Here is an 18,036-nt window from a genome sequence, read left to right as displayed (position 1 = left end):
GCATATCCACCATTTCGCGAAGGGCTGTTCCAGGCCATGCCCATGGACGAACGCACCCGGGCCGACGTCGAACGGGCCGAGGCGGCCCTCGTCGAGCACTATCCACGGCTCGTCCGCCTCACCTACCTCGTCCTGTCCCCGTCGACGGGCCGCCACCGCCGGGTCCTGACCGCACACGGCCTGGTCCAGCGGGCGCTGCCGCGGGCGCGGCTGCGCCGGCCGGACAGCGGACTGCCGGCCCAGCGCGGCCCGGCGGCCGAACCGGGCTACGACGTGGTGCGGCTGCGGGCCCTGCGGCTGGCGCTGGCGTACGAGGGACGGCCCCTTCGGGGACCGGCGGCCCTGCCCCAGGTCTGGGGCCTGCGGCTCTTCCCGCGGGTCGGCGGCGCCGAAGGACTCGCCCTGGACCAGGCGCTGTCCGCGGTGCCGGCGCCGGTACGTGCCGCCCTCGGGCTGTGGCATCTGGAAGGGCTGGACGAGGACGCCGCACGCGGCGTGCTGGCACGGGCCGGGGTCGAGGACCCCGATGCGGCACGACGCGCGGCGGCGCAGCTGGACCGGGAGACGGAGACGGGCGCCGCGGCACTGCTGAACTCGGCGGAGTTCGACCCGTGCACGGTGCAGACCCGGCCGACCGACCTGCTGCGCCGCCGGCAGCGGGTACGGGCGGCGATCGCGCTGGTGGCCGTACTGGCGGTCGGCAGCGCGGTGGCCGGGCTGTCGAGCGGCGACGGCGACCGGAGGGGGCGCCCACCGACCACGGCGGAGCAGGCGCTGGACCCGGGCCGGCTGCTGCGCACCCCCAACGAGGCGTGGACGGACACCTCCCGGGTGGACTTCACCGCCTGGCCCGTCCGCGGCCGGCAGGCCGGCGACCGGGAGCTGCTGGGGCGGGCGCTGCGGGTCTGGGCGGCGCCACCCGCCGACGCCCGGATCATGACGTCCGCGGGCACCTCCACCCGGCCGCCCGACCACCCGCCGCAGCTGCTGTACGCGGGCCAGATCGACGCCGTGACGGTCGTGGTCTTCTACGACGGCGAGCGGCTGGTGCGCTACGCCGAGCCCGAAGGCGCCACGCCCACGCTGCACTTCGCACGGGTCGACGACGCGGATCTGACCACCGGCGCCGCCCTGGTGATCGGCCGCGGCAACGGCTGGATGCGTTATCTGCTGGCGCCGTGGGTCTCCGACGTCGGCGTCCGCGACCTGCTGGCACCGGCCGCCCCGGTGCACGGACTGCACGTCACCCCGGACGGGGTCACCGACCGCATCCCGGTACCGCCCGAGGGGGGCACCGGCTGCGGGCACTGGCCGGCGGCCCAGTTCCGGCCCTCGACCCGGATCGCGGGCACCGGCGTGAACCCTCCCTTCCTGCTGACCGACCTCAACGACCTGGTCCCCGTCCACCTCACCTCCGTGCCACCCGGCGGCGCACCGGCCGCCCGGGCGGGCGAGGCGACCGGCACCCCGGCCCTGCAGGGCTGGGCCCGTACGGCCTGCGCGCTCGGGTCGCTGCGGGGCGCCGGCGTACGGTCCGTCGACAACTGGGCGTTCGCCGGCCAGCGGCTCCCGGAGGGCGGCGGCAGCGCGACCTGGGTGTGCAGCCGTGCCGACACCTGGCGCGGACCCGGCAGCGTGACTCTGCACTTCCTGCCGCCCGCCACACGCCCGGCCGAGCCCGGCCGGATCGCCGGACGGGCCCGGAACACCGCCGCCTGCAGCCCCTTCGGAGCCCCCGTGGTCGGGAACGTCCACTGGCGGGCGCAGTCCGGCACGTGGTATCTGCTCGCGGCCGGCAGCCAAGGGATCGGCGGCATCGACGCCACCGGCGGGGTACGGGTCTTCGCCCACACGAACACGCTCGCCGCGCCCGCCGGGCAGAACGCCCCCGACGAGGTCGTCGGACGGCTGCGGAGCGGGGGGACGGTGCGCGCACTCCGTCCGTAGGCGAGGGCGGGGCGCTGTACGGCGGCCGGTGAATCCGGACGGGTGGCCGAGGAATCCTGACAGAAGATGTCGGGTATCGCTGCCACGGTCGCCGTGTACGGATGCGAGGCACCTGACAGCGAGGAGTGGCGTACATGACGGGACAGCGGGAACTGGCGGGACGGGTGGCGCTGGTGGCCGGGGCGACCCGCGGGGCCGGGCGGGCGATGGCGGTCGAGCTGGGGCGGGCCGGCGCCCTGGTGTATGTGACGGGCCGGACGACCAGGGAACGGGTCAGCGAGGTCGGCCGGCCCACGGAGACGATCGAGCAGACCGCGGAGCTGGTGAGCGCGGCGGGCGGCACCGGGATCGCCGTACCGACCGATCACCTGGACCCCGCGCAGGTCAAGGCGCTGACCGAGCGCATCGACCGGGAACAGGGGCGACTGGACGTACTGGTCAACAGCGTCTGGGGCGGCGACCGGCTGATCGAGTTCGACACCAAGCTGTGGGACCTCGACCTGGAGAACGGGCTGCGGATGTTCCGCCTGGGCATCGACACCCACGTCATCACCAGCCATTACGCCCTGCCCCTGCTGATCAGGCGGCCCGGCGGTCTGGTGGTCGAGGTCACCGACGGCACCGCCGCCTTCAACCGCGCCTACCGGGGCAACCTCTGCTTCGACCTCACCAAGAACGCGCCGCACCGCATCGCCTTCGGGCTCGCCGCCGAACTGAAGGAACACGGGGGCACGGCGGTCTCGCTCACCCCCGGCTTCCTCCGCTCCGAGGAGATGCTCGACCACTTCGGGGTGACGGAGGAGAACTGGCGCGACGCGGTGGCCGAGGAGCCGCACTTCGCCATCGCCGAATCGCCGGCCCTGATCGCCCGCGGTCTACGGGCGCTCGCCGCCGACCCGGCCAAGGAGCGCTGGAGCGGCCGGTCGCTCTCCAGCGGGCAGCTGGCGAAGGAGTACGACTTCACCGACACGGATGGCTCGCGGCCCGACTGCTTCGGTTACTTCGAGGAGGTCGTCTTCGGCGGGAAGGAGGGCGGTGCGGAGGACTACCGCTGACGGGTACTGCTGACGACTGCCGCTGACGCGGGCCGGTTTCGGTAGGGGCGCCCGCCCGCGCCCGCGCCCGCGCCTCCGGCGGATCACGGGCCGCTGTGGTCCGGTCCGTCCGCGCCTGGTCGGTCCGCGTCCGGTCGGTCCGCGGCCGGTCCGGCTCCTGCCGCGGCCCCCTCCGGATACAGCGCGGCCATCCGGCGGGCTGCCGAGGCGAAGCGCTCGCGCAGCTCGGGGGGCGCGAGGATGTCGCCCTCCGGGCCGAGCGCCAGCAACTGGGCGTAGGCGACCTCGGCGGACTCCACGGCGAGTGTCACGGTCAGCCGGCCGTGCTCGTCGGGACCGTCCGCGGTCTGTGCCCGCGCGATCGCCTCGCGGGCCGCGGCGCGTTCGGTGACGTAGGGCAGCTGGCTGACACCGCGCGGGGACAGCCGCAGTACCACCTCCTCGCGCAGGATCGACCGGGCGAACTGGGCCGCCCGCTGTGCCCAGAACTCCGGGAGGTCGAAGGAAACATCACGGGTGAATCGCCCGCCGGCGTTGTCGGTGTTGTGGGCGTCGTCGGCGGTGTCGGCCCTGGAGGTGTTGCCGTTCCCGGCGGTCGCCACGGTGGTGAACCGGTCGACACGGTAGACGCGGTAGTCGCCCTGCGTACGCGCCGCCAGATACCAGACGCCCGCCTTCAGCACCAGGCCGTAGGGCTCCAACTCCCGTTCCACCTCGGTGTCCTTGCGGAGGTAGCGGGCGGTGATCCGGCGGTCGTCCCAGACCGCGTCGGCGATCTCGGGCAGCAGGGCGGGCGTCTCGGGCTCCTGATACCACCCCGGTGCGTCGAGGTGAAAGCGCTGGGCGGCGCCGGTCGCGGCGTCCCGCAGCTCGGGCAGCAGGGCGGCGGAGACCTTCAGCCGGGCGGCGGACGCGGCGTCGGCAAGGCCCATCTCACGCAGGGCGGAGGGCACGCCGGACAGGAAGAGGGCTTCCGCCTCGCTGCGGCCGAGGCCGGTGAGCCGCGTGCGGTAGCCGCCTATGAGGCGGTAGCCGCCGGCTCGGCCGCGGTCCGCGTAGACGGGCACGCCGGCCTCGGAGAGCGAGAGGACGTCGCGGGCGACGGTACGCTCGGAAACCTCTAGCTCCCGCGCCAGCTCGGCGGCCGTCATCGACGGTCGGGCCTGGAGCAGGAGCACCATTTTGATCAGGCGGGCAGCGCGCATGGGTCCATGATGCGGGTCGTTGTCTGGCGCTGCGGGTGCGTTGTGGCTGGGCGCGCAGTTCCCCGCGCCCCTTTGGGGCGCCGTCGTTGTGCCGACCGTTGTTCGGTGCGGGGGCGTTTGGGCTGGCGCCTTTGCGGGGTTGGTGGATGCCGCGGGGGCCGGAGGGGACGCACCGGAACCCTCCCCCAGCCTTCGGCCGTGGGGGCACCTCCCGGCCGAAGGCTGGGGGAGGGGTACCGGGCGTCCCCTCCGACCCACCACCCACAGGCATGGGCGAAACGGCGCCAGCCACACGCAACCCGCACCCAGCCCACGCAGCCAAGCGAATACGCCCCCGGCGTCAGCCACACGCAACCCGCGCGCCGAGCCCAAGCGCGAAGCGACCCCGCGCCCGGCCCCGGCCGCAGACACAAAGACAGCCCGGCCCGGCCGTAGTCAGGGCGTGGTCGGCCGGGCCGGTGGTGGGTTCCCGTGTGGAGGCCCCGGGCGCGGGAAGGTGGCCTCCACACGGGAGTTGGGGGTGCCCCAGAGGGCGGGCGGCGCCCGGTGCGGGCCCGGGGCCGCCGACGAGGCACGGGCCGCAATGTGGCGGCGGCCCGTGGCTCACAGGCCGTAGCGCTCCCTGGCCTCCTTGACCGCCTCCGGCTTGACCTGGCCGCGACGGGCGAGGGCGGCGAGCGCCTGGACGACCACCGACTGCGGGTCGACGCCGAAGTGGCGGCGGGCCGCCTCGCGGGTGTCGGACAGGCCGAAGCCGTCGGTGCCGATGGAGGTCCAGTCCTGCTCGACCCAGGGGCGATCTGGTCGGGGACCGCCCTCATCCAGTCGCTCACCGCGACGACCGGGCCGGGGGCGCCGGCCAGCGCACGGGTGACGTACGGGATACGGTCCTCGCCCTCCAGCCGGGCGGCATCGCACTCCAGGGCGTCGCGGCGCAGCTCCGTCCAGGACGGCGCCGACCAGACGTCCGCCGCCACGCCCCAGTCGTCGGCCAGCAGCCGCTGCGCCTCCAGGGCCCAGTGGATGGCGGTACCGGACGCGAGGAGCTGCAGCTGCGGGCTGTCGGCCTCGGGCCTGGTGCCCTCGTTGAAGCGGTACAGGCCCTTGAGGATGCCCTCCTCGACGCCCTCGGGCATGGCCGGCTGGACCTTGGTCTCGTTGTAGACCGTGAGGTAGTAGAAGACGTCCTCGGCGTCCGGGCCGTACATCCGGCGCAGGCCCTCCTTGACGATGACCGCGACCTCGTAGGCGAAGGCCGGGTCGTAGGAGAGCGCCGCCGGGTTGGTGGAGGCGATCAGGTGGGAGTGGCCGTCGGCGTGCTGAAGGCCCTCGCCGGTCATCGTCGTACGGCCCGCGGTGGCGCCGATGACGAAGCCGCGGCCCAACTGGTCGGCCAGCGCCCAGAACTGGTCGGCGGTGCGCTGCCAGCCGAACATCGAGTAGAAGATGTAGAAGGGGATCATCGGCTCGCCGTGCGTCGCGTACGACGTCGCGGCGGCGGTGAAGTCGGCGAGCGAACCGGCCTCGGTGATGCCCTCGTTGAGGATCTGGCCGTCCTTGGCTTCCTTGTACCAAAGGAGCTGGTCACGGTCGACCGGGTCGTAGGTCGCGCCCTTGGGGGAGTAGAGGCCGGCGGTCGGGAAGAGCGATTCCATACCGAAGGTGCGGGCCTCGTCGGGAACGATCGGGACCCAGCGCTTGCCGGTCTCCTTGTCCCGCATCAGGTCCTTGACCAGCCGGACGAACGCCATGGTGGTGGCGATCTCCTGGCTGCCGGAGCCCTTCTTCAGGGCGTCGAAGGCCTTGTCGGCGGGCATCGGCAGCGGCTTGGCGACGACCTTGCGGCGGGGGCCGGGCCGTCGAGGGCGGCGCGGCGCTCGCGCAGGTAGACCATCTCGGGGGAGTCGTCGGCCGGGCGCCAGTACGGCACCTGGTCGCCCTCCAGCGCGCTGTCCGGGATGGGGAGTTCGAGGACGTCACGCATGGTGCGGAACTCCGCCATGGTGAGCTTCTTCATCTGGTGGTTGGCGTTGCGGGACTCGAAGCCCGCGCCGAGGGTGTAGCCCTTGACGGTCTGCGCCAGGATGACGGTCGGCGCGCCCTGGTGTTCGACGGCGGCCTTGTAGGCGGCGTACACCTTGCGCGGCTCGTGGCCGGCCCGGGAGGTCTGGAACAGCTCCAGCAGCTTGGCGTCGGAGAGCGTGGCGGCGAGGGCCCGCAGGGACTCGTTCGCGCCGAAGAAGTGCTCGCGCAGGTAGGCGGCGTCGCGGGTGGCGTACGTCTGGAACTGCGCGTCGGGGGTCTCGCCGAGGCGGCGGATCAGCGCGCCGTCGGTGTCGAGCGCGAAGATCTCGTCCCAGGCCTGGCCCCACAGCGACTTGACGACGTTCCAGCCGGCCGCGCGGAACTGGGCCTCCAGCTCCTGCACGATCTTGAAGTTGGGGCGGACCGGGCCGTCGAGGCGCTGCAGGTTGCAGTTGATGACGAAGGTCAGGTTGTCCAGGCCCTCGCGGCCCGCGAGCGCCAGTGCGGCGGTCGACTCGGGCTCGTCCATCTCGCCGTCGCCGAGGAAGGCCCAGACGTGGGAGTGGGCGGTGTCCTTGATGCCGCGGTGCTCCAGGTAGCGGTTGAAGCGCGCCTGGTAGATGGCGGAGAGGGGGCCCAGGCCCATGGAGACGGTGGGGAACTCCCACAGCCAGGGCAGCCGCCGCGGGTGCGGGTAGGAGGGCAGGCCCTCGCCGCCGGCCTCCTGGCGGAAGTGGTCGAGGTGGTCCTCGGTGAGGCGGCCTTCGAGGAAGGCGCGGGCGTAGATGCCGGGGGAGGCGTGGCCCTGGATGTAGAGCTGGTCGCCGCTCCCGTCGCCTTCCTTGCCGCGGAAGAAGTGCTGGAAGCCGGTCTCGTAGAGCCAGGCGGCGGAGGCGAAGGTGGCGATGTGGCCGCCGAGGCCCAGGGCGGAGCCGCGGGTCACCATCGCGGCGGCGTTCCAGCGGTTCCAGGCCGTGATCCTGGCCTCCATCGCCTCGTCGCCGGGGAAGGCGGGCTCGGCGGAGGTCGGGATGGTGTTGACGTAGTCCGTCTCCAGGAGGGACGGCAGGGCGGTGCCTTCGGTGCGCGCGGTGTGCTCCAGGGCGCGGCGCATCAGGTACGCGGCGCGCTGGGGGCCCGCTGCCTCGGTGACGGCGTCAAGCGACTCGCGCCACTCGGCGGTCTCCTCGGGGTCGCGGTCCGGGAGCTGGTCGAGCTGGCTGTACGGCAGGCGCACGGGATCGGGCATGGGTGGCCCCTTTCCGGACGGGAGGTAGCTCGGGGGTGCCGTCGTGACCGGCCGCGTCCTTCAGGGTGGACCGCGGCCTTGACGACACCCCCTACGAGATCGGCAGGCAGGGTTGTCGCGCCCCGACGGGAGACGATACGCCTCTGATCGATGATCGATCAACGGTCTCCGGACGAATAACCGCAGGTCGGCACGGGGTGCCGCAATTTTGGGCACCGCGTGCCAGGCGGGGGAGGGTTCGCCGGGCCCCTCCCGAGGCCTCCTCAGACCCGAGGCGCGCAGCTCAGCACGTGTGACTTGAGCAAGGCGCCGATCTTCGGGTCGCGCCGCCGGAACGCGTCCACGATCTCCTGGTGGTCCTGGGCGTGCGAGCGCGGCTCCGGGCTGAACCAGCGGATCGACAGCGTCGTCCAGACCTCGATGCCCAGCGACTCCCAGGTGTGCAGCAGCACGGCGTTCCCGGCGGCTCCCACGATCTCCCGGTGGAAGGCCACCGTGTGCCGCACCTGCGCCTCCCCGTCACCGGCCAGCTCCGCCTCGCGCAGCGCCGCTACCTCGCGCTCCAGCGCCACGGTGTCCTCGGCCAGTCGCCCGGCGGCGAGTTCGGCGGCCACCTGCTCCAGTCCGGCCCGCACCGGATAGCTCTCCTTGAGGTCGTCCGCGGTCAGATTCCGTACCCGTACGCCCTTGTTCGGTGCCGACTCGATCAGCTGCAGCGACTCCAGCTCCCGCAGCGCCTCCCGTACGGGCGTCTGGCTGACCTCCAGCTCCACCGCGATCCGCCGCTCCACGATCCGCTCGCCCGGCTGCCAGCGGCCGCTGACGATCCCCTCGAGGATGTGCTCGCGGATCTGCTCGCGCAGCGAATGGACGACGGGCGGGGTCATGAGGTGCTCCTTCAGAGCGCGTGGTGACGAGGGGGCCATTATCCGGGACGGCCGGAAGGCCCGGCGCAAAGATGCTCACGGGTGCGCAAAGGGGCCGGCCCCGGCTCGTACGAGCCGGGGCCGACCCCTGTTGCACACCTATGGCGTGACTGCCGGAATCAGAGACCGATCTCGGTCTCGAACTCGGCGGCCTCCAGGATCTGCTTGACCGTGGTCAGGTAGCGGGCGGCGTCCGCGCCGTCCACCAGACGGTGGTCGTAGGAGAGCGCCAGGTAGGTCATGTCGCGCACCGCGATGGTCTCGCCGAGGTCCGGGTGGTTGATGACCACCGGGCGCTTGACGGTCGCACCGATGCCCAGGATGCCGACCTGGTTCGGGGGCACGATGACGGTGTCGAACAGGGCGCCGCGCGAACCGGTGTTGCTGATGGTGAAGGTCGCACCGGACAGCTCGTCCGGCGTGATCTTGTTCGCGCGGACCTTGCCCGCCAGGTCCGCCGTCTTGCGGGCGATACCGGCGATGTTGAGGTCACCGGCGTCCTTGATGACCGGGGTCATCAGGCCCTTCTCCGCGTCCACCGCGATACCGACGTTCTCGGTGTCGAAGTAGGTGATGGTGCCCTCGTCCTCGTTGATCCGGGCGTTGACGACCGGGTGGGCCTTCAGCGCCTGGACCGCGGCCTTGACGAAGAACGGCATCGGGGAGAGCTTGACGCCCTCACGCTGCGCGAACGCGTCCTTGGCCTTGTTGCGCATCCGCATGATCGCGGTGATGTCCACCTCGACCACGGAGGTCAGCTGCGCCTGGCCGTGCAGGGCCTTCATCATGTTGTCGCCGATGACCTTGCGCATCCGCGGCATCTTGACGGTCTGGCCGCGCAGCGGGGACGCCTCGATGACCGGGGCCTTGGAGGCGGCGGCCGGGGCGGCGGCCGGAGCCGGCGCGGCGGCCTTGGCGGCCTCGGCGGCGGCGATGACGTCCTGCTTGCGGACCCGGCCACCGACGCCGGTGCCCTTGACCGTGGACAGGTCGACGCCGTTCTCCGCGGCGAGCTTGCGCACCAGCGGGGTGACGTAGGCGCCCTCACCGGCGGCCGGGGCCGGAGCGGGGGCAGCGGCCGGCTTGGCGGCCGGGGCGGCCGGGGCCGGTGCCGGGGCGGGAGCCGCCGGAGCCGGAGCCGGGGCGGGTGCCGGGGCGGCAGCGGCCGGAGCGGGCGCCGGAGCCGGTGCGGGGGCCGGTGCCGGGGTGGGCTCCGGAGCGGCGGCCGGGGCAGGCGCGGCCGGGGCCGGGGCGGCGGCCGGAGCGGCACCGGCGGCACCGATGACGGCGAGCTTGGCGCCGACCTCGGCGGTCTCGTCCTCACCGACGACGATCTCCAGCAGGGTGCCGGACGTCGGGGCGGGGATCTCGGTGTCGACCTTGTCGGTCGAGACCTCCAGCAGCGGCTCGTCGGCCGAGACCTCCTCGCCGACCTCCTTCAGCCAGCGGGTGACGGTGCCCTCGGTGACGCTCTCGCCGAGCGCGGGGAGGACGACGTCCGTGCCCTCGGCGCCGCCCGCGGGGGCAGCGGCGGGGGCCTCAGCGGGGGCCTCGGCAGCAGGAGCCGCGGCGGGCTCGGGCTGCGGCTCGGCCGCGGGCGCCTCGGCGGCGGCCGGAGCCGCCTCGGCCGCGGGCGCACCGCTGCCGTCGTCGATGAGGGCCAGCTCGGCGCCGACCTCCACGGTCTCGTCCTCGGCCACCTTGATGGCGGACAGGACACCGGCGGCCGGGGCGGGGATCTCGGTGTCGACCTTGTCGGTCGACACCTCGAGCAGCGGCTCGTCGGCCTCGACGCGCTCACCCTCGGCCTTGAGCCAGCGAGTGACGGTGCCCTCGGTGACGCTCTCGCCGAGCGCCGGCAGGGTTACGGAAACCGCCATGGTTTCAGTTGCTCCTTACAAGTGTGGTGCGGATGTGGTCGCGCCCGGGACTGGGGTCAGTCGTGGGAGTGGAGAGGCTTGCCGGCCAGGGCCAGGTGGGCCTCGCCGAGGGCCTCGTTCTGCGTCGGGTGCGCGTGCACGAGCTGCGCAACCTCGGCCGGCAGGGCCTCCCAGTTGTAGACCAGCTGGGCCTCACCGACCTGCTCGCCCATACGGTCACCGACCATGTGGACGCCGACCACGGCACCGTCCTTGACCTGGACGAGCTTGATCTCGCCCGTGGTCTTCAGGATCTTGCTCTTGCCGTTGCCCGCGAGGTTGTACTTGAGAGCGACGACCTTGTCGGCGCCGTACAGCTCCTTGGCCTTGGCCTCGGTGATGCCCACCGAAGCGACCTCGGGGTGGCAGTACGTGACGCGCGGCACGCCGTCGTAGTCGATCGGCACGGTCTTCTGACCGGCCAGCCGCTCCGCCACCAGCATGCCCTCGGCGAAGCCGACGTGGGCGAGCTGGAGGGTGGGAACGAGGTCACCGACGGCCGAGATGGTCGGCACGTTGGTCTGCATGTACTCGTCGACGAGGACGTAGCCGCGGTCCATCGCGACGCCCTGCTCCTCGTAGCCCAGGCCCGCCGAGACCGGCCCGCGGCCGATCGCGACCAGCAGCACCTCGGCCTCGAAGGTCTTGCCGTCGGCGAGGGTGACCTGCACGCCGTCGGCGGTGTACTCGGCCTTGTCGAAGAAGGTGCCGAGGTTGAACTTGATGCCGCGCTTGCGGAAGGCCCGCTCCAGCAGCTTGGAGCTGTTCTCGTCCTCGACCGGGACGAGGTGCTTGAGGCCCTCGATGATGGTCACGTCGGTGCCGAAGGAATTCCACGCGGAGGCGAACTCGACGCCGATGACGCCGCCGCCCAGCACGATCGCGGACTTCGGCACGCGGTCCAGGGTGAGCGCGTGGTCCGAGGAGATGATGCGGTTGCCGTCGATCTCCAGGCCCGGCAGCGACTTCGGCACGGAGCCGGTCGCCAGCAGGACGTGGCGGCCCTGGACACGCTGGCCGTTCACATCGACGGAGGTCGGGGAGGACAGCCGGCCCTCGCCCTCGATGTAGGTCACCTTGCGGGAGGCGATCAGGCCCTGCAGGCCCTTGTACAGGCCCGAGATGACCTCGTCCTTGTACTTGTGGACCGCCTTGATGTCGATGCCCTCGAAGGTGGCCTTGACACCGAACTGCTCACTCTCGCGAGCCTGGTCGGCGATCTCACCGGCGTGCAGCAGAGCCTTGGTGGGGATGCAGCCGTTGTGCAGGCAGGTACCGCCGACCTTGCCCTTCTCGATCAGGGCGACGTCCAGGCCCAGCTGCGCCCCGCGCAGGGCAGCGGCGTAACCACCGCTACCGCCTCCGAGGATCACTAGGTCGAAAACGGTGCTGGCGTCGTTCGCCACGTCACGTCCTCCATGCATGGGTACGCCGGAGCCGGTCTCCGATGACCGGGCGGCGGCTGTGGTTCGGCCGCTTTTACTTCGGCCCTGGGTAAGGGGGGCCCTGTCCTGCCGAGAACCCATCTTCGCACTTGTTCCACGAAGCCGGGACGGCGGGCCGGTCTCAGGGCGGACGATCAGCCGCCCCGTAAGGGTTACCGGCGCGTACTGGCGTACGGATTTCGTTGAGGGCGAACACGGGACGCGGACGCGCCTACGGCCCCGGGTGGTATGCCCGGGGCCGTACGGAAATGACGGGCAAGGGGGAGGAAACTCCCCGGGCCGGCCGTCAGCCCAGGTCGCCCGCGGCGGTGCGCTCCGCCAGCCGCACCAGGGTGCGCACCGCGGATCCCGTGCCGCCCTTGGGGGTGTAGCCCCACGGCGCGCCCTCGTGGAACGCCGGGCCCGCGATGTCCAGGTGGGCCCAGGTGATGCCCTCGCCGATGAACTCCTTGAGGAAGAGCCCGGCGACCAGTCCGCTGCCCATCCGCTCACCCATGTTGGCGATGTCGGCAACCGGGGAGTCCATGCCCTTGCGCAGCTCGGACGGCATCGGCATGGGCCAGGACTGCTCGCCGACCTCCTCCGCGATCTCGTGGATCGAGGTACGGAACGCGTCGTCGTTGGCCATGATCCCGAAGGTGCGGTTGCCCAGCGCCAGCACCATCGCGCCGGTCAGGGTGGCGACGTCCACGATCGCGTCAGGGTTCTCCTCCGAGGCGCGGGTGAGCGCGTCGGCCAGCACCAGGCGGCCCTCGGCGTCGGTGTTCAGCACCTCGACGGTCTTGCCGCTGTACATGGTCAGCACGTCACCGGGACGGGTGGCGGAGCCGGACGGCATGTTCTCGGCGAGCGCGAGCCAGCCGGTGACGTTCACCTGCAGGCCCAGCCTGGCGGCGGCCACGACGGCGGCGAACACCGCGGCGGCGCCGCTCATGTCGCACTTCATGGTCTCGTTGTGGCCGGCCGGCTTGAGCGAGATACCGCCCGAGTCGTAGGTGATGCCCTTGCCGACCAGGGCCAGGGTCTTGTCCGCCTTGGGGTGCGTGTGCGCGATCCGCACCAGCCGCGGCGGGGTCTCCGCGCCCTGGCCGACGCCCAGCAGGCCGCCGTAGCCGCCCTTCTTGAGCGCCTTCTCGTCCAGCACCTCGACCTTGAGGCCGAACTCCTTGGCCGCGGCCTGCGCCTCGGCCGCGAAGGACTTCGGGTCGAGGTCGTTGGGCGGCATGTTGATCAGGTCGCGGGCGCGGTTGATCTCCGCGGCCAGCGCCTGGGCGCGCTCGGCGGCGGCCTTGAACTCCTTGTCACGCGGCTTGCCGCCCAGGAGCGCGACCTCCGCGAGCGGCGCCGACTTGGCGTCGTTCTTCTTGCCGCCCTTGGCGTTGGGCCCATTGCCGTTGCTGCGGTAGGCGGTGAAGGTGTACGTGCCGAGCAGCGCGCCCTCGCTCACTGCGGCGGCCGCCTCGGCGTCCTCGAGGGGCAGCGCGAAGGCGGCCTTCTTGGTGCCGGTCAGGGCGCGGGCGGCGCTGCCCGCGGCGCGCCGCAGCGCCTCGGTCCCGTAGCCGTCGTCCTTGCCCGGCGCCTCGCCGAGGCCGGCCGCCAGCACGACCGGCGCCTTGAGGCCGTCGGCGGCGGGCAGCTTGGTCACCTCGCCCTCGGCACCACTTGCGCCGAGGGTCTCCAGCACAGCGGCGAGCTTGCCGCCGAAGGCCTTGTCCACGGCCTCCGCGCCGGGGGCCACCACGACGCCCTTGGCGCCCTTGGCCACGCCGACGACGACGGCATCCGCACGCACCGTTGCGGCGGAAGAAGTACTGAGGGTCAGTGCAGTCACGGTGATGAAGGTCCTGTTCCGTCCGGGGAATCCGTCTGCGCGCAGCGCGCTGCTGCGGCCGAGCCTACGCTCGGCGGCGCCACAAGGCCCGTCCGATACCACACCGGCACATAACGGGGCCGGGGGAGTTACTGGTATGCGGGGTGAACTGCCCTTCTTTGTCGGTGAGTTGAGGGATACGGGAGACGCGCCCGGGAGGGGCCCGCGAGCTACCCGAGAGCCAGCGCCACCACTGCCGTGAGCCCCGCGCTCTCCGCGAGCGCCCCGAACACATCGCCGGTCACCCCGCCCAGCCGCCGCCGGCAGTGCCGCAGCAGCAGCTCGCCCAGCCCGAGCCCGAGCAGCGCCGCGAGCCCGGCGTGCAGCGCGCCGTACGCACCGAACGCGGCGCCGGCCGCCGCGCATCCGGCCACCACCGCCCCCGCGCACAGCAGCGCCGCCCGCACCGGGACGGTGCCCGCGACCGCCGCGCCGAGCCCTTCCGGACGGGCGGCCGGCACCCCCGCACGGGAGGCGAGGGTCAGCGCGCAGCGCGCGGTGACCGCACCGACGGCCGCCGCGACGGCGCCGCGTGCCCAGCCGTCCGCGTACAGCGCCGCCAGCGCGGCCACCTGGGCCAGCAGGGCGAACAGCAGCGTGATGACCCCGAACGGGCCGATGTCGGACTGCTTCATGATGCGCAGCGCCTCGTCGGCGGGCTTGCCGCTGCCCAGCCCGTCGGCGGTGTCGGCGAGTCCGTCCAGGTGCAGCCCGCGGGTCAGGACGGCGGGCACCACGGTGGTGGCGACCGCGGCGAGCAGCGGACCGCCGCCGAGCAGCAGCAGCGCCGCGCCGAGCGCGGCCGCGCACAGCCCGGCCACCAGTCCGGCCAGCGGCGCGCAGAGCATGCCGCCGCGCGCCGCCTCCCGGTCCCAGCGGGTGAGGCGCACCGGCAGCACGGTCAGCGTCCCGAACGCGAAGCGCAGGGCGTCGAGGGGGGCCGGGGGAGCGGGGGTGTCGGTCACCGCGGCAGGCTATCCGGGCGCCTGCCGCGTCCGGCCGCCGGTACGGACCGTCACCCGTCAAACCGGCCCGCAGGGTGGTGAAGTGTCCCTACCCGACAAATGGGGAGCGTGTGGGATGGGCCACTGGTGGTACCGCAATATCGTCGAGCCGGGGAAGCTGCCGCTGCTGCTCGCCCTCGCCTCCTTCGTGCTGACCTTCCTGGTGACCCGGGCCGTCACCCGGCTCATCCGCGCGGGCAAGGGGCCGTTCCGCAACCTCACCCCCGGCGGTGTGCACGTCCATCACGTGGTGCCCGGCGTGATCCTGCTGGTCCTCGGCGGGTTCATCGCCCTCGCGGGCGGCCGGCGCGGCTTCGGTTCCGGGGTCGCCGCGGTGCTCTTCGGCATCGGCGTGGGCCTCGTCCTCGACGAGTTCGCGCTGATCCTCCACCTCGACGACGTGTACTGGAGTGAGGAGGGGACCAAGAGCGTCGAGATCGTCATCCTCACCGTCGCCCTGGTGGCCCTGACCCTCGCCGGCTTCCTGCCGTTCGGCGTCAACGAGATCGGCCCGCAGGAGAGCACCGACCGCTTCACGGTCGTGCGGACCGTGGCCGTCAACTTCCTCTTCGCGCTCGTCGCGCTCACCAAGGGCAAGGGCCGGATCGCGGTCATCGGGGTCTTCGTGCCGTTCGTCGCGCTCTTCGGCGCGGCCCGGCTGGCCCGCCCCAACTCGCCCTGGGCCAGGCGCTTCTACCGCCGCCGCCCGAAGGCGCGGGCCCGCGCCCGGGCCCGCGCCCACCGTCACGACCGCCGCTGGTCGGCCCTGCGCCGCAAGGTCGAGCACGTCATCGGGGGCGCCCCCAGCCGCTGACCCGCGGTGCCTCCCCCGGCCCGCGCGGGCGCCCCAGCTCCCACAGCGCGCACACCACGAGCACCGCCAGCACCGCCGCGACATGCTCCTTGCCCGCCAGGTTGTTCTTGATGGACACCACCTCGACGACCATCGCCACGGCGACCGCGGCACAGGTGAACCATGCGCGGTAGCGCCAGCACACGAACACCGCCAGCCCCACCACGGCCGCCGACGGCCCGGTGTCGATGACGAACTTGTCCGAGTCGGGCAGCCCGAGCGGGCTCACCGGGCCGAGCCAGATGCCGATCCGCGCGTACATCGTCCCGGCGAGCGTGGCGACATAGGCGATCAGCAGCGTCTGCCGCCGGCCCACACAGATCTCCGCGATCCCGAAGACCACCAGGATCTGCGCCAGCGCCCCCCACACCGGAAGGTCCAGCGCCGGGACGAACAGCGACAGGGGGGTGCGCAGCAACGCCACCCACAGGTGCTCCCAGGCCTGTACGGAGCCGATGTCCTGGACCGTTTGATAGCCCCAGGCCTGGTTCTGCACGAACTGGAAGACCAGGGTCAGGCACACCGCGGTGAGCGTCAGCGGAATGGCCCGCAGCTTCGCCGTGACCAGCGAGGACCGCACCGTCCGCAGGAGCGGGCCCCACTCGCGGCGCGCGGCGCGGGCCAGGGCGGACAGCTCCGGCCGCCCCGGAGTGGGGCCCTCCCGCGGCCCCGGCACCGGCCCGCCCTGCTGCCCCGCACCGGCCGCGCTCACCTCGCATGTTCCAGGTGCGTGCGGTTCAGCCACTTGGGCAGACCGGGGGCTTCCAGAAAGCCTTCCGCGCGGCCGGCGGCGATTCCGATCCGCAGCAGATCGGTGCTCTTTTCGAAGAGCATGTACCGCGGCTCCCAGATCGGCCGGTATTTCGCATTGGCGCGATAGAGCGATTCGATCTGCCACCACCGGGAGAAGAAGCTGAGCAGTGAGCGCCACAGGCGCAGCACCGGGCCCGCGCCGAGCCGCGATCCACGTTCGAAGACGGAACGGAACATCGCGAAGTTCAGCGAGAGCTGAGTGACCTCCACCTCCTTCGCCCGCTGGATCAACTCCAGCACCATGAACTCCATCAGACCGTTCTCGGAGTTCCGGTCCCGCCGCATCAGGTCCAGCGAAAGGCCCTTTTCGCCCCAGGGCACAAAGCTGAGCAGCGCCCGCAGCTCGCCCGTTTCCTCCCCCGCGCCGCCGTCGCGGCATTCGAGCATCACGCAGCGCCCGTCTCCCGGATCGCCGAGCCGGCCCAGCGCCATCGAGAAACCGCGCTCGGTCTCCCCGTCCCGCCAGTCGTCGGCCAGCCGCAGCAGCTCCGACATCTCCTCGGCCGGGATGTCCTCGTGACGCCGGATACGGACGGTGTAGCCGGCCCGCTCGACGCGGTGGTAGGCCTGCCGTACGGTCCGCATCGCGCGGCCGCCGAGGGTGAACTCCGCGGTGTCCACGATCGCTTCGTCGCCCAGCTCCAGCGCGTCCAGACCGTGCCGGGCGTAGATCGTGCCGCCCTCCTCGCTCGCGCCCATCACCGCGGGCGCCCAGCCGTGCTCCCGGGCCTCGGCCAGCCACACCTCGATCGCCCCGGGCCAGGCCTCGGGGTCCCCCAGCGGATCGCCGGAGGCCAGCGACACCCCGCCCACGACGCGGTAGGTGACCGCGGCCTTGCCGCTGGGGGAGAACAGCACGCTCTTGTCGCGGCGCAGCGCGAAGTAGCCCAGCGAGTCACGGTCGCCGTGCCGCGCGAGGAGCGCACGCAGCCGCTCCTCGTCGTCCTCGGTGATCGCCTCGGTGCTGCGGACGGACCGGAACGCCGCCCACAGGACCGCGACCAGCAGCAGCGTGCTGAGCACATTGATCGTGACGTTGACCCAGTTCGGGGTGGCGATCCCCGGGAAGGCACGGTCGTCGGCGACCAGCGACACCAGCCGCATCAGGCCGTAGCGCCAGCGCTGCACCCACGTCGAGGCGCCGTCCCCCGCGGTGTTGGTGACGGTCACCAGCAGGGCCGCCAGCAGCGAGGCGACCAGCAGACCGCCGGCCGCGACCGTCGCCGCCAGCTTCGGGTTCGCGCGGTCGCCCTTGGCGGAGAACTCGCGGCGCCCCACCACCAGCGCCGCGGCGAACAGTACGGTCACCCCCAGCGACACCCAGTTCTGCGCATGCCCGCGGAACTCCGGGGCCACCACCATCCCGTATCCGAAGAGCACCGCCAGCAGCCCGGACAGCAGCAGATTCAAAATCCAGGCCGCCCGCTTGCGCCGCCGCAGGGTCACCGACAGGAAGAGCGAGAAGGCACCGGAGGCGAAACCCGCCGTCAGCAGATACGGAGTAAAGAATTCCGCGATGTTGTGCCGGCGGATGTCATTGCCGAACGACACCCATACCGCGCTCAGCAGATTGATGAAGGTGACCGTGCGCAGATACCAGATGCCGAATGCGGCACCACGCCGTGACCACGTGCCGCGAGGGCGGTCTTCGTCCGGACTCAAAGCGATGTCTCCCATAAAACGTGTAAAGCGCGATCTTATGGGGAGCCGCCGGCGGTCCGGCAC

11 protein-coding genes and 1 pseudogene are annotated in these 18,036 nt (G+C 72.5%); 3 read left to right on the top strand and 9 right to left on the bottom strand.

Annotated elements, in window-relative coordinates:
- The first annotated feature begins 42 nt into the window (after nt 1-42).
- Together CFW40_RS09200 and CFW40_RS09195 are read left to right on the top strand one after the other, a co-directional pair.
- Nucleotides 43-1,947, top strand: a complete 1,905-nt coding sequence (locus tag CFW40_RS09200; RefSeq protein ID WP_088797326.1) for a hypothetical protein — start codon at nt 43-45, stop codon at nt 1,945-1,947.
- A 134-nt stretch (nt 1,948-2,081) separates the two neighbouring features.
- Complete coding sequence (locus tag CFW40_RS09195; RefSeq protein WP_088797325.1) at nt 2,082-3,002, top strand: SDR family oxidoreductase; 921 nt, start codon at nt 2,082-2,084, stop codon at nt 3,000-3,002.
- Between the two features lie 83 nt (nt 3,003-3,085).
- Here the strand turns inward: CFW40_RS09195 and CFW40_RS09190 are convergent, their stop codons facing one another.
- The 7 genes and pseudogenes from CFW40_RS09190 to CFW40_RS09160 form a co-directional block, all read right to left on the bottom strand.
- A complete protein-coding gene (locus CFW40_RS09190) occupies nt 3,086-4,207 on the bottom strand; it encodes a YafY family protein (RefSeq protein ID WP_088797324.1) in 1,122 nt (373 codons plus the stop codon).
- A gap of 603 nt (nt 4,208-4,810) precedes the next feature.
- A pseudogene (aceE, locus tag CFW40_RS09185) lies at nt 4,811-7,481 on the bottom strand (pyruvate dehydrogenase (acetyl-transferring), homodimeric type).
- A 263-nt stretch (nt 7,482-7,744) separates the two neighbouring features.
- Nucleotides 7,745-8,368, bottom strand: coding sequence for a GntR family transcriptional regulator (locus CFW40_RS09180; RefSeq protein ID WP_088797323.1), 624 nt, complete (start codon nt 8,366-8,368; stop codon nt 7,745-7,747).
- A gap of 158 nt (nt 8,369-8,526) precedes the next feature.
- Nucleotides 8,527-10,287, bottom strand: a complete 1,761-nt coding sequence (sucB, locus tag CFW40_RS09175; protein ID WP_088797322.1) for a 2-oxoglutarate dehydrogenase, E2 component, dihydrolipoamide succinyltransferase — start codon at nt 10,285-10,287, stop codon at nt 8,527-8,529.
- 56 nt (nt 10,288-10,343) lie between these two features.
- Complete coding sequence (gene lpdA, locus CFW40_RS09170) at nt 10,344-11,732, bottom strand: dihydrolipoyl dehydrogenase (RefSeq protein ID WP_088797321.1); 1,389 nt, start codon at nt 11,730-11,732, stop codon at nt 10,344-10,346.
- Nucleotides 11,733-12,057: 325 nt separating this feature from the next.
- Nucleotides 12,058-13,602 carry a leucyl aminopeptidase gene (locus CFW40_RS09165; protein WP_088797320.1) on the bottom strand — a complete coding sequence of 515 codons (1,545 nt, stop codon included), beginning with the start codon at nt 13,600-13,602 and terminating at the stop codon, nt 12,058-12,060.
- Between the two features lie 209 nt (nt 13,603-13,811).
- On the bottom strand, nt 13,812-14,606 hold the full coding sequence (locus CFW40_RS09160; protein ID WP_088797319.1) for an adenosylcobinamide-GDP ribazoletransferase: 795 nt from the start codon (nt 14,604-14,606) through the stop codon (nt 13,812-13,814).
- 115 nt (nt 14,607-14,721) lie between these two features.
- Here CFW40_RS09160 and CFW40_RS09155 point away from each other — a divergent pair, with 115 nt between their 5' ends.
- On the top strand, nt 14,722-15,459 hold the full coding sequence (locus CFW40_RS09155; protein WP_088797318.1) for a hypothetical protein: 738 nt from the start codon (nt 14,722-14,724) through the stop codon (nt 15,457-15,459).
- On the opposite strand, the gene CFW40_RS37015 is transcribed toward CFW40_RS09155, so the two are convergent.
- The gene (locus CFW40_RS37015; RefSeq protein WP_371127304.1) at nt 15,434-16,210 is read right to left on the bottom strand and encodes a hypothetical protein; all 777 of its coding nucleotides are present in this window, start codon (nt 16,208-16,210) and stop codon (nt 15,434-15,436) included. The two genes, CFW40_RS09155 and CFW40_RS37015, sit on opposite strands and share 26 nt — an antisense overlap.
- Entirely contained in the window at nt 16,207-17,988 is a 1,782-nt protein-coding gene (locus CFW40_RS09145) for a phosphatidylglycerol lysyltransferase domain-containing protein (RefSeq protein ID WP_088797317.1), read from the bottom strand. Before CFW40_RS09145 ends, CFW40_RS37015 begins: the two co-directional genes overlap by 4 nt.
- Nucleotides 17,989-18,036: the final 48 nt, after the last annotated feature.

Source organism: Streptomyces sp. 2114.4, assembly GCF_900187385.1.
Classification (GTDB): domain Bacteria; phylum Actinomycetota; class Actinomycetes; order Streptomycetales; family Streptomycetaceae; genus Streptomyces; species Streptomyces mooreae.
The sequence above is the reverse complement of the archived record's forward strand: the minus strand, read 5'-3'. Positions and strand labels throughout refer to the sequence as shown.

Bases quoted from the DNA above. Each gene is read 5' to 3' on its own strand.
- CFW40_RS09200 (WP_088797326.1), top strand. From the start codon at position 43: ATGGACGAACGCACCCGGGCCGACGTCGAACGGGCCGAGGCGGCCCTC.
- CFW40_RS09195 (WP_088797325.1), top strand. From the start codon at position 2,082: ATGACGGGACAGCGGGAACTGGCGGGACGGGTGGCGCTGGTGGCCGGG.
- CFW40_RS09190 (WP_088797324.1), bottom strand. From the start codon at position 4,207: ATGCGCGCTGCCCGCCTGATCAAAATGGTGCTCCTGCTCCAGGCCCGA.
- CFW40_RS09180 (WP_088797323.1), bottom strand. From the start codon at position 8,368: ATGACCCCGCCCGTCGTCCATTCGCTGCGCGAGCAGATCCGCGAGCAC.
- sucB (WP_088797322.1), bottom strand. From the start codon at position 10,287: ATGGCGGTTTCCGTAACCCTGCCGGCGCTCGGCGAGAGCGTCACCGAG.
- CFW40_RS09155 (WP_088797318.1), top strand. From the start codon at position 14,722: ATGGGCCACTGGTGGTACCGCAATATCGTCGAGCCGGGGAAGCTGCCG.
- CFW40_RS09145 (WP_088797317.1), bottom strand. From the start codon at position 17,988: ATGGGAGACATCGCTTTGAGTCCGGACGAAGACCGCCCTCGCGGCACG.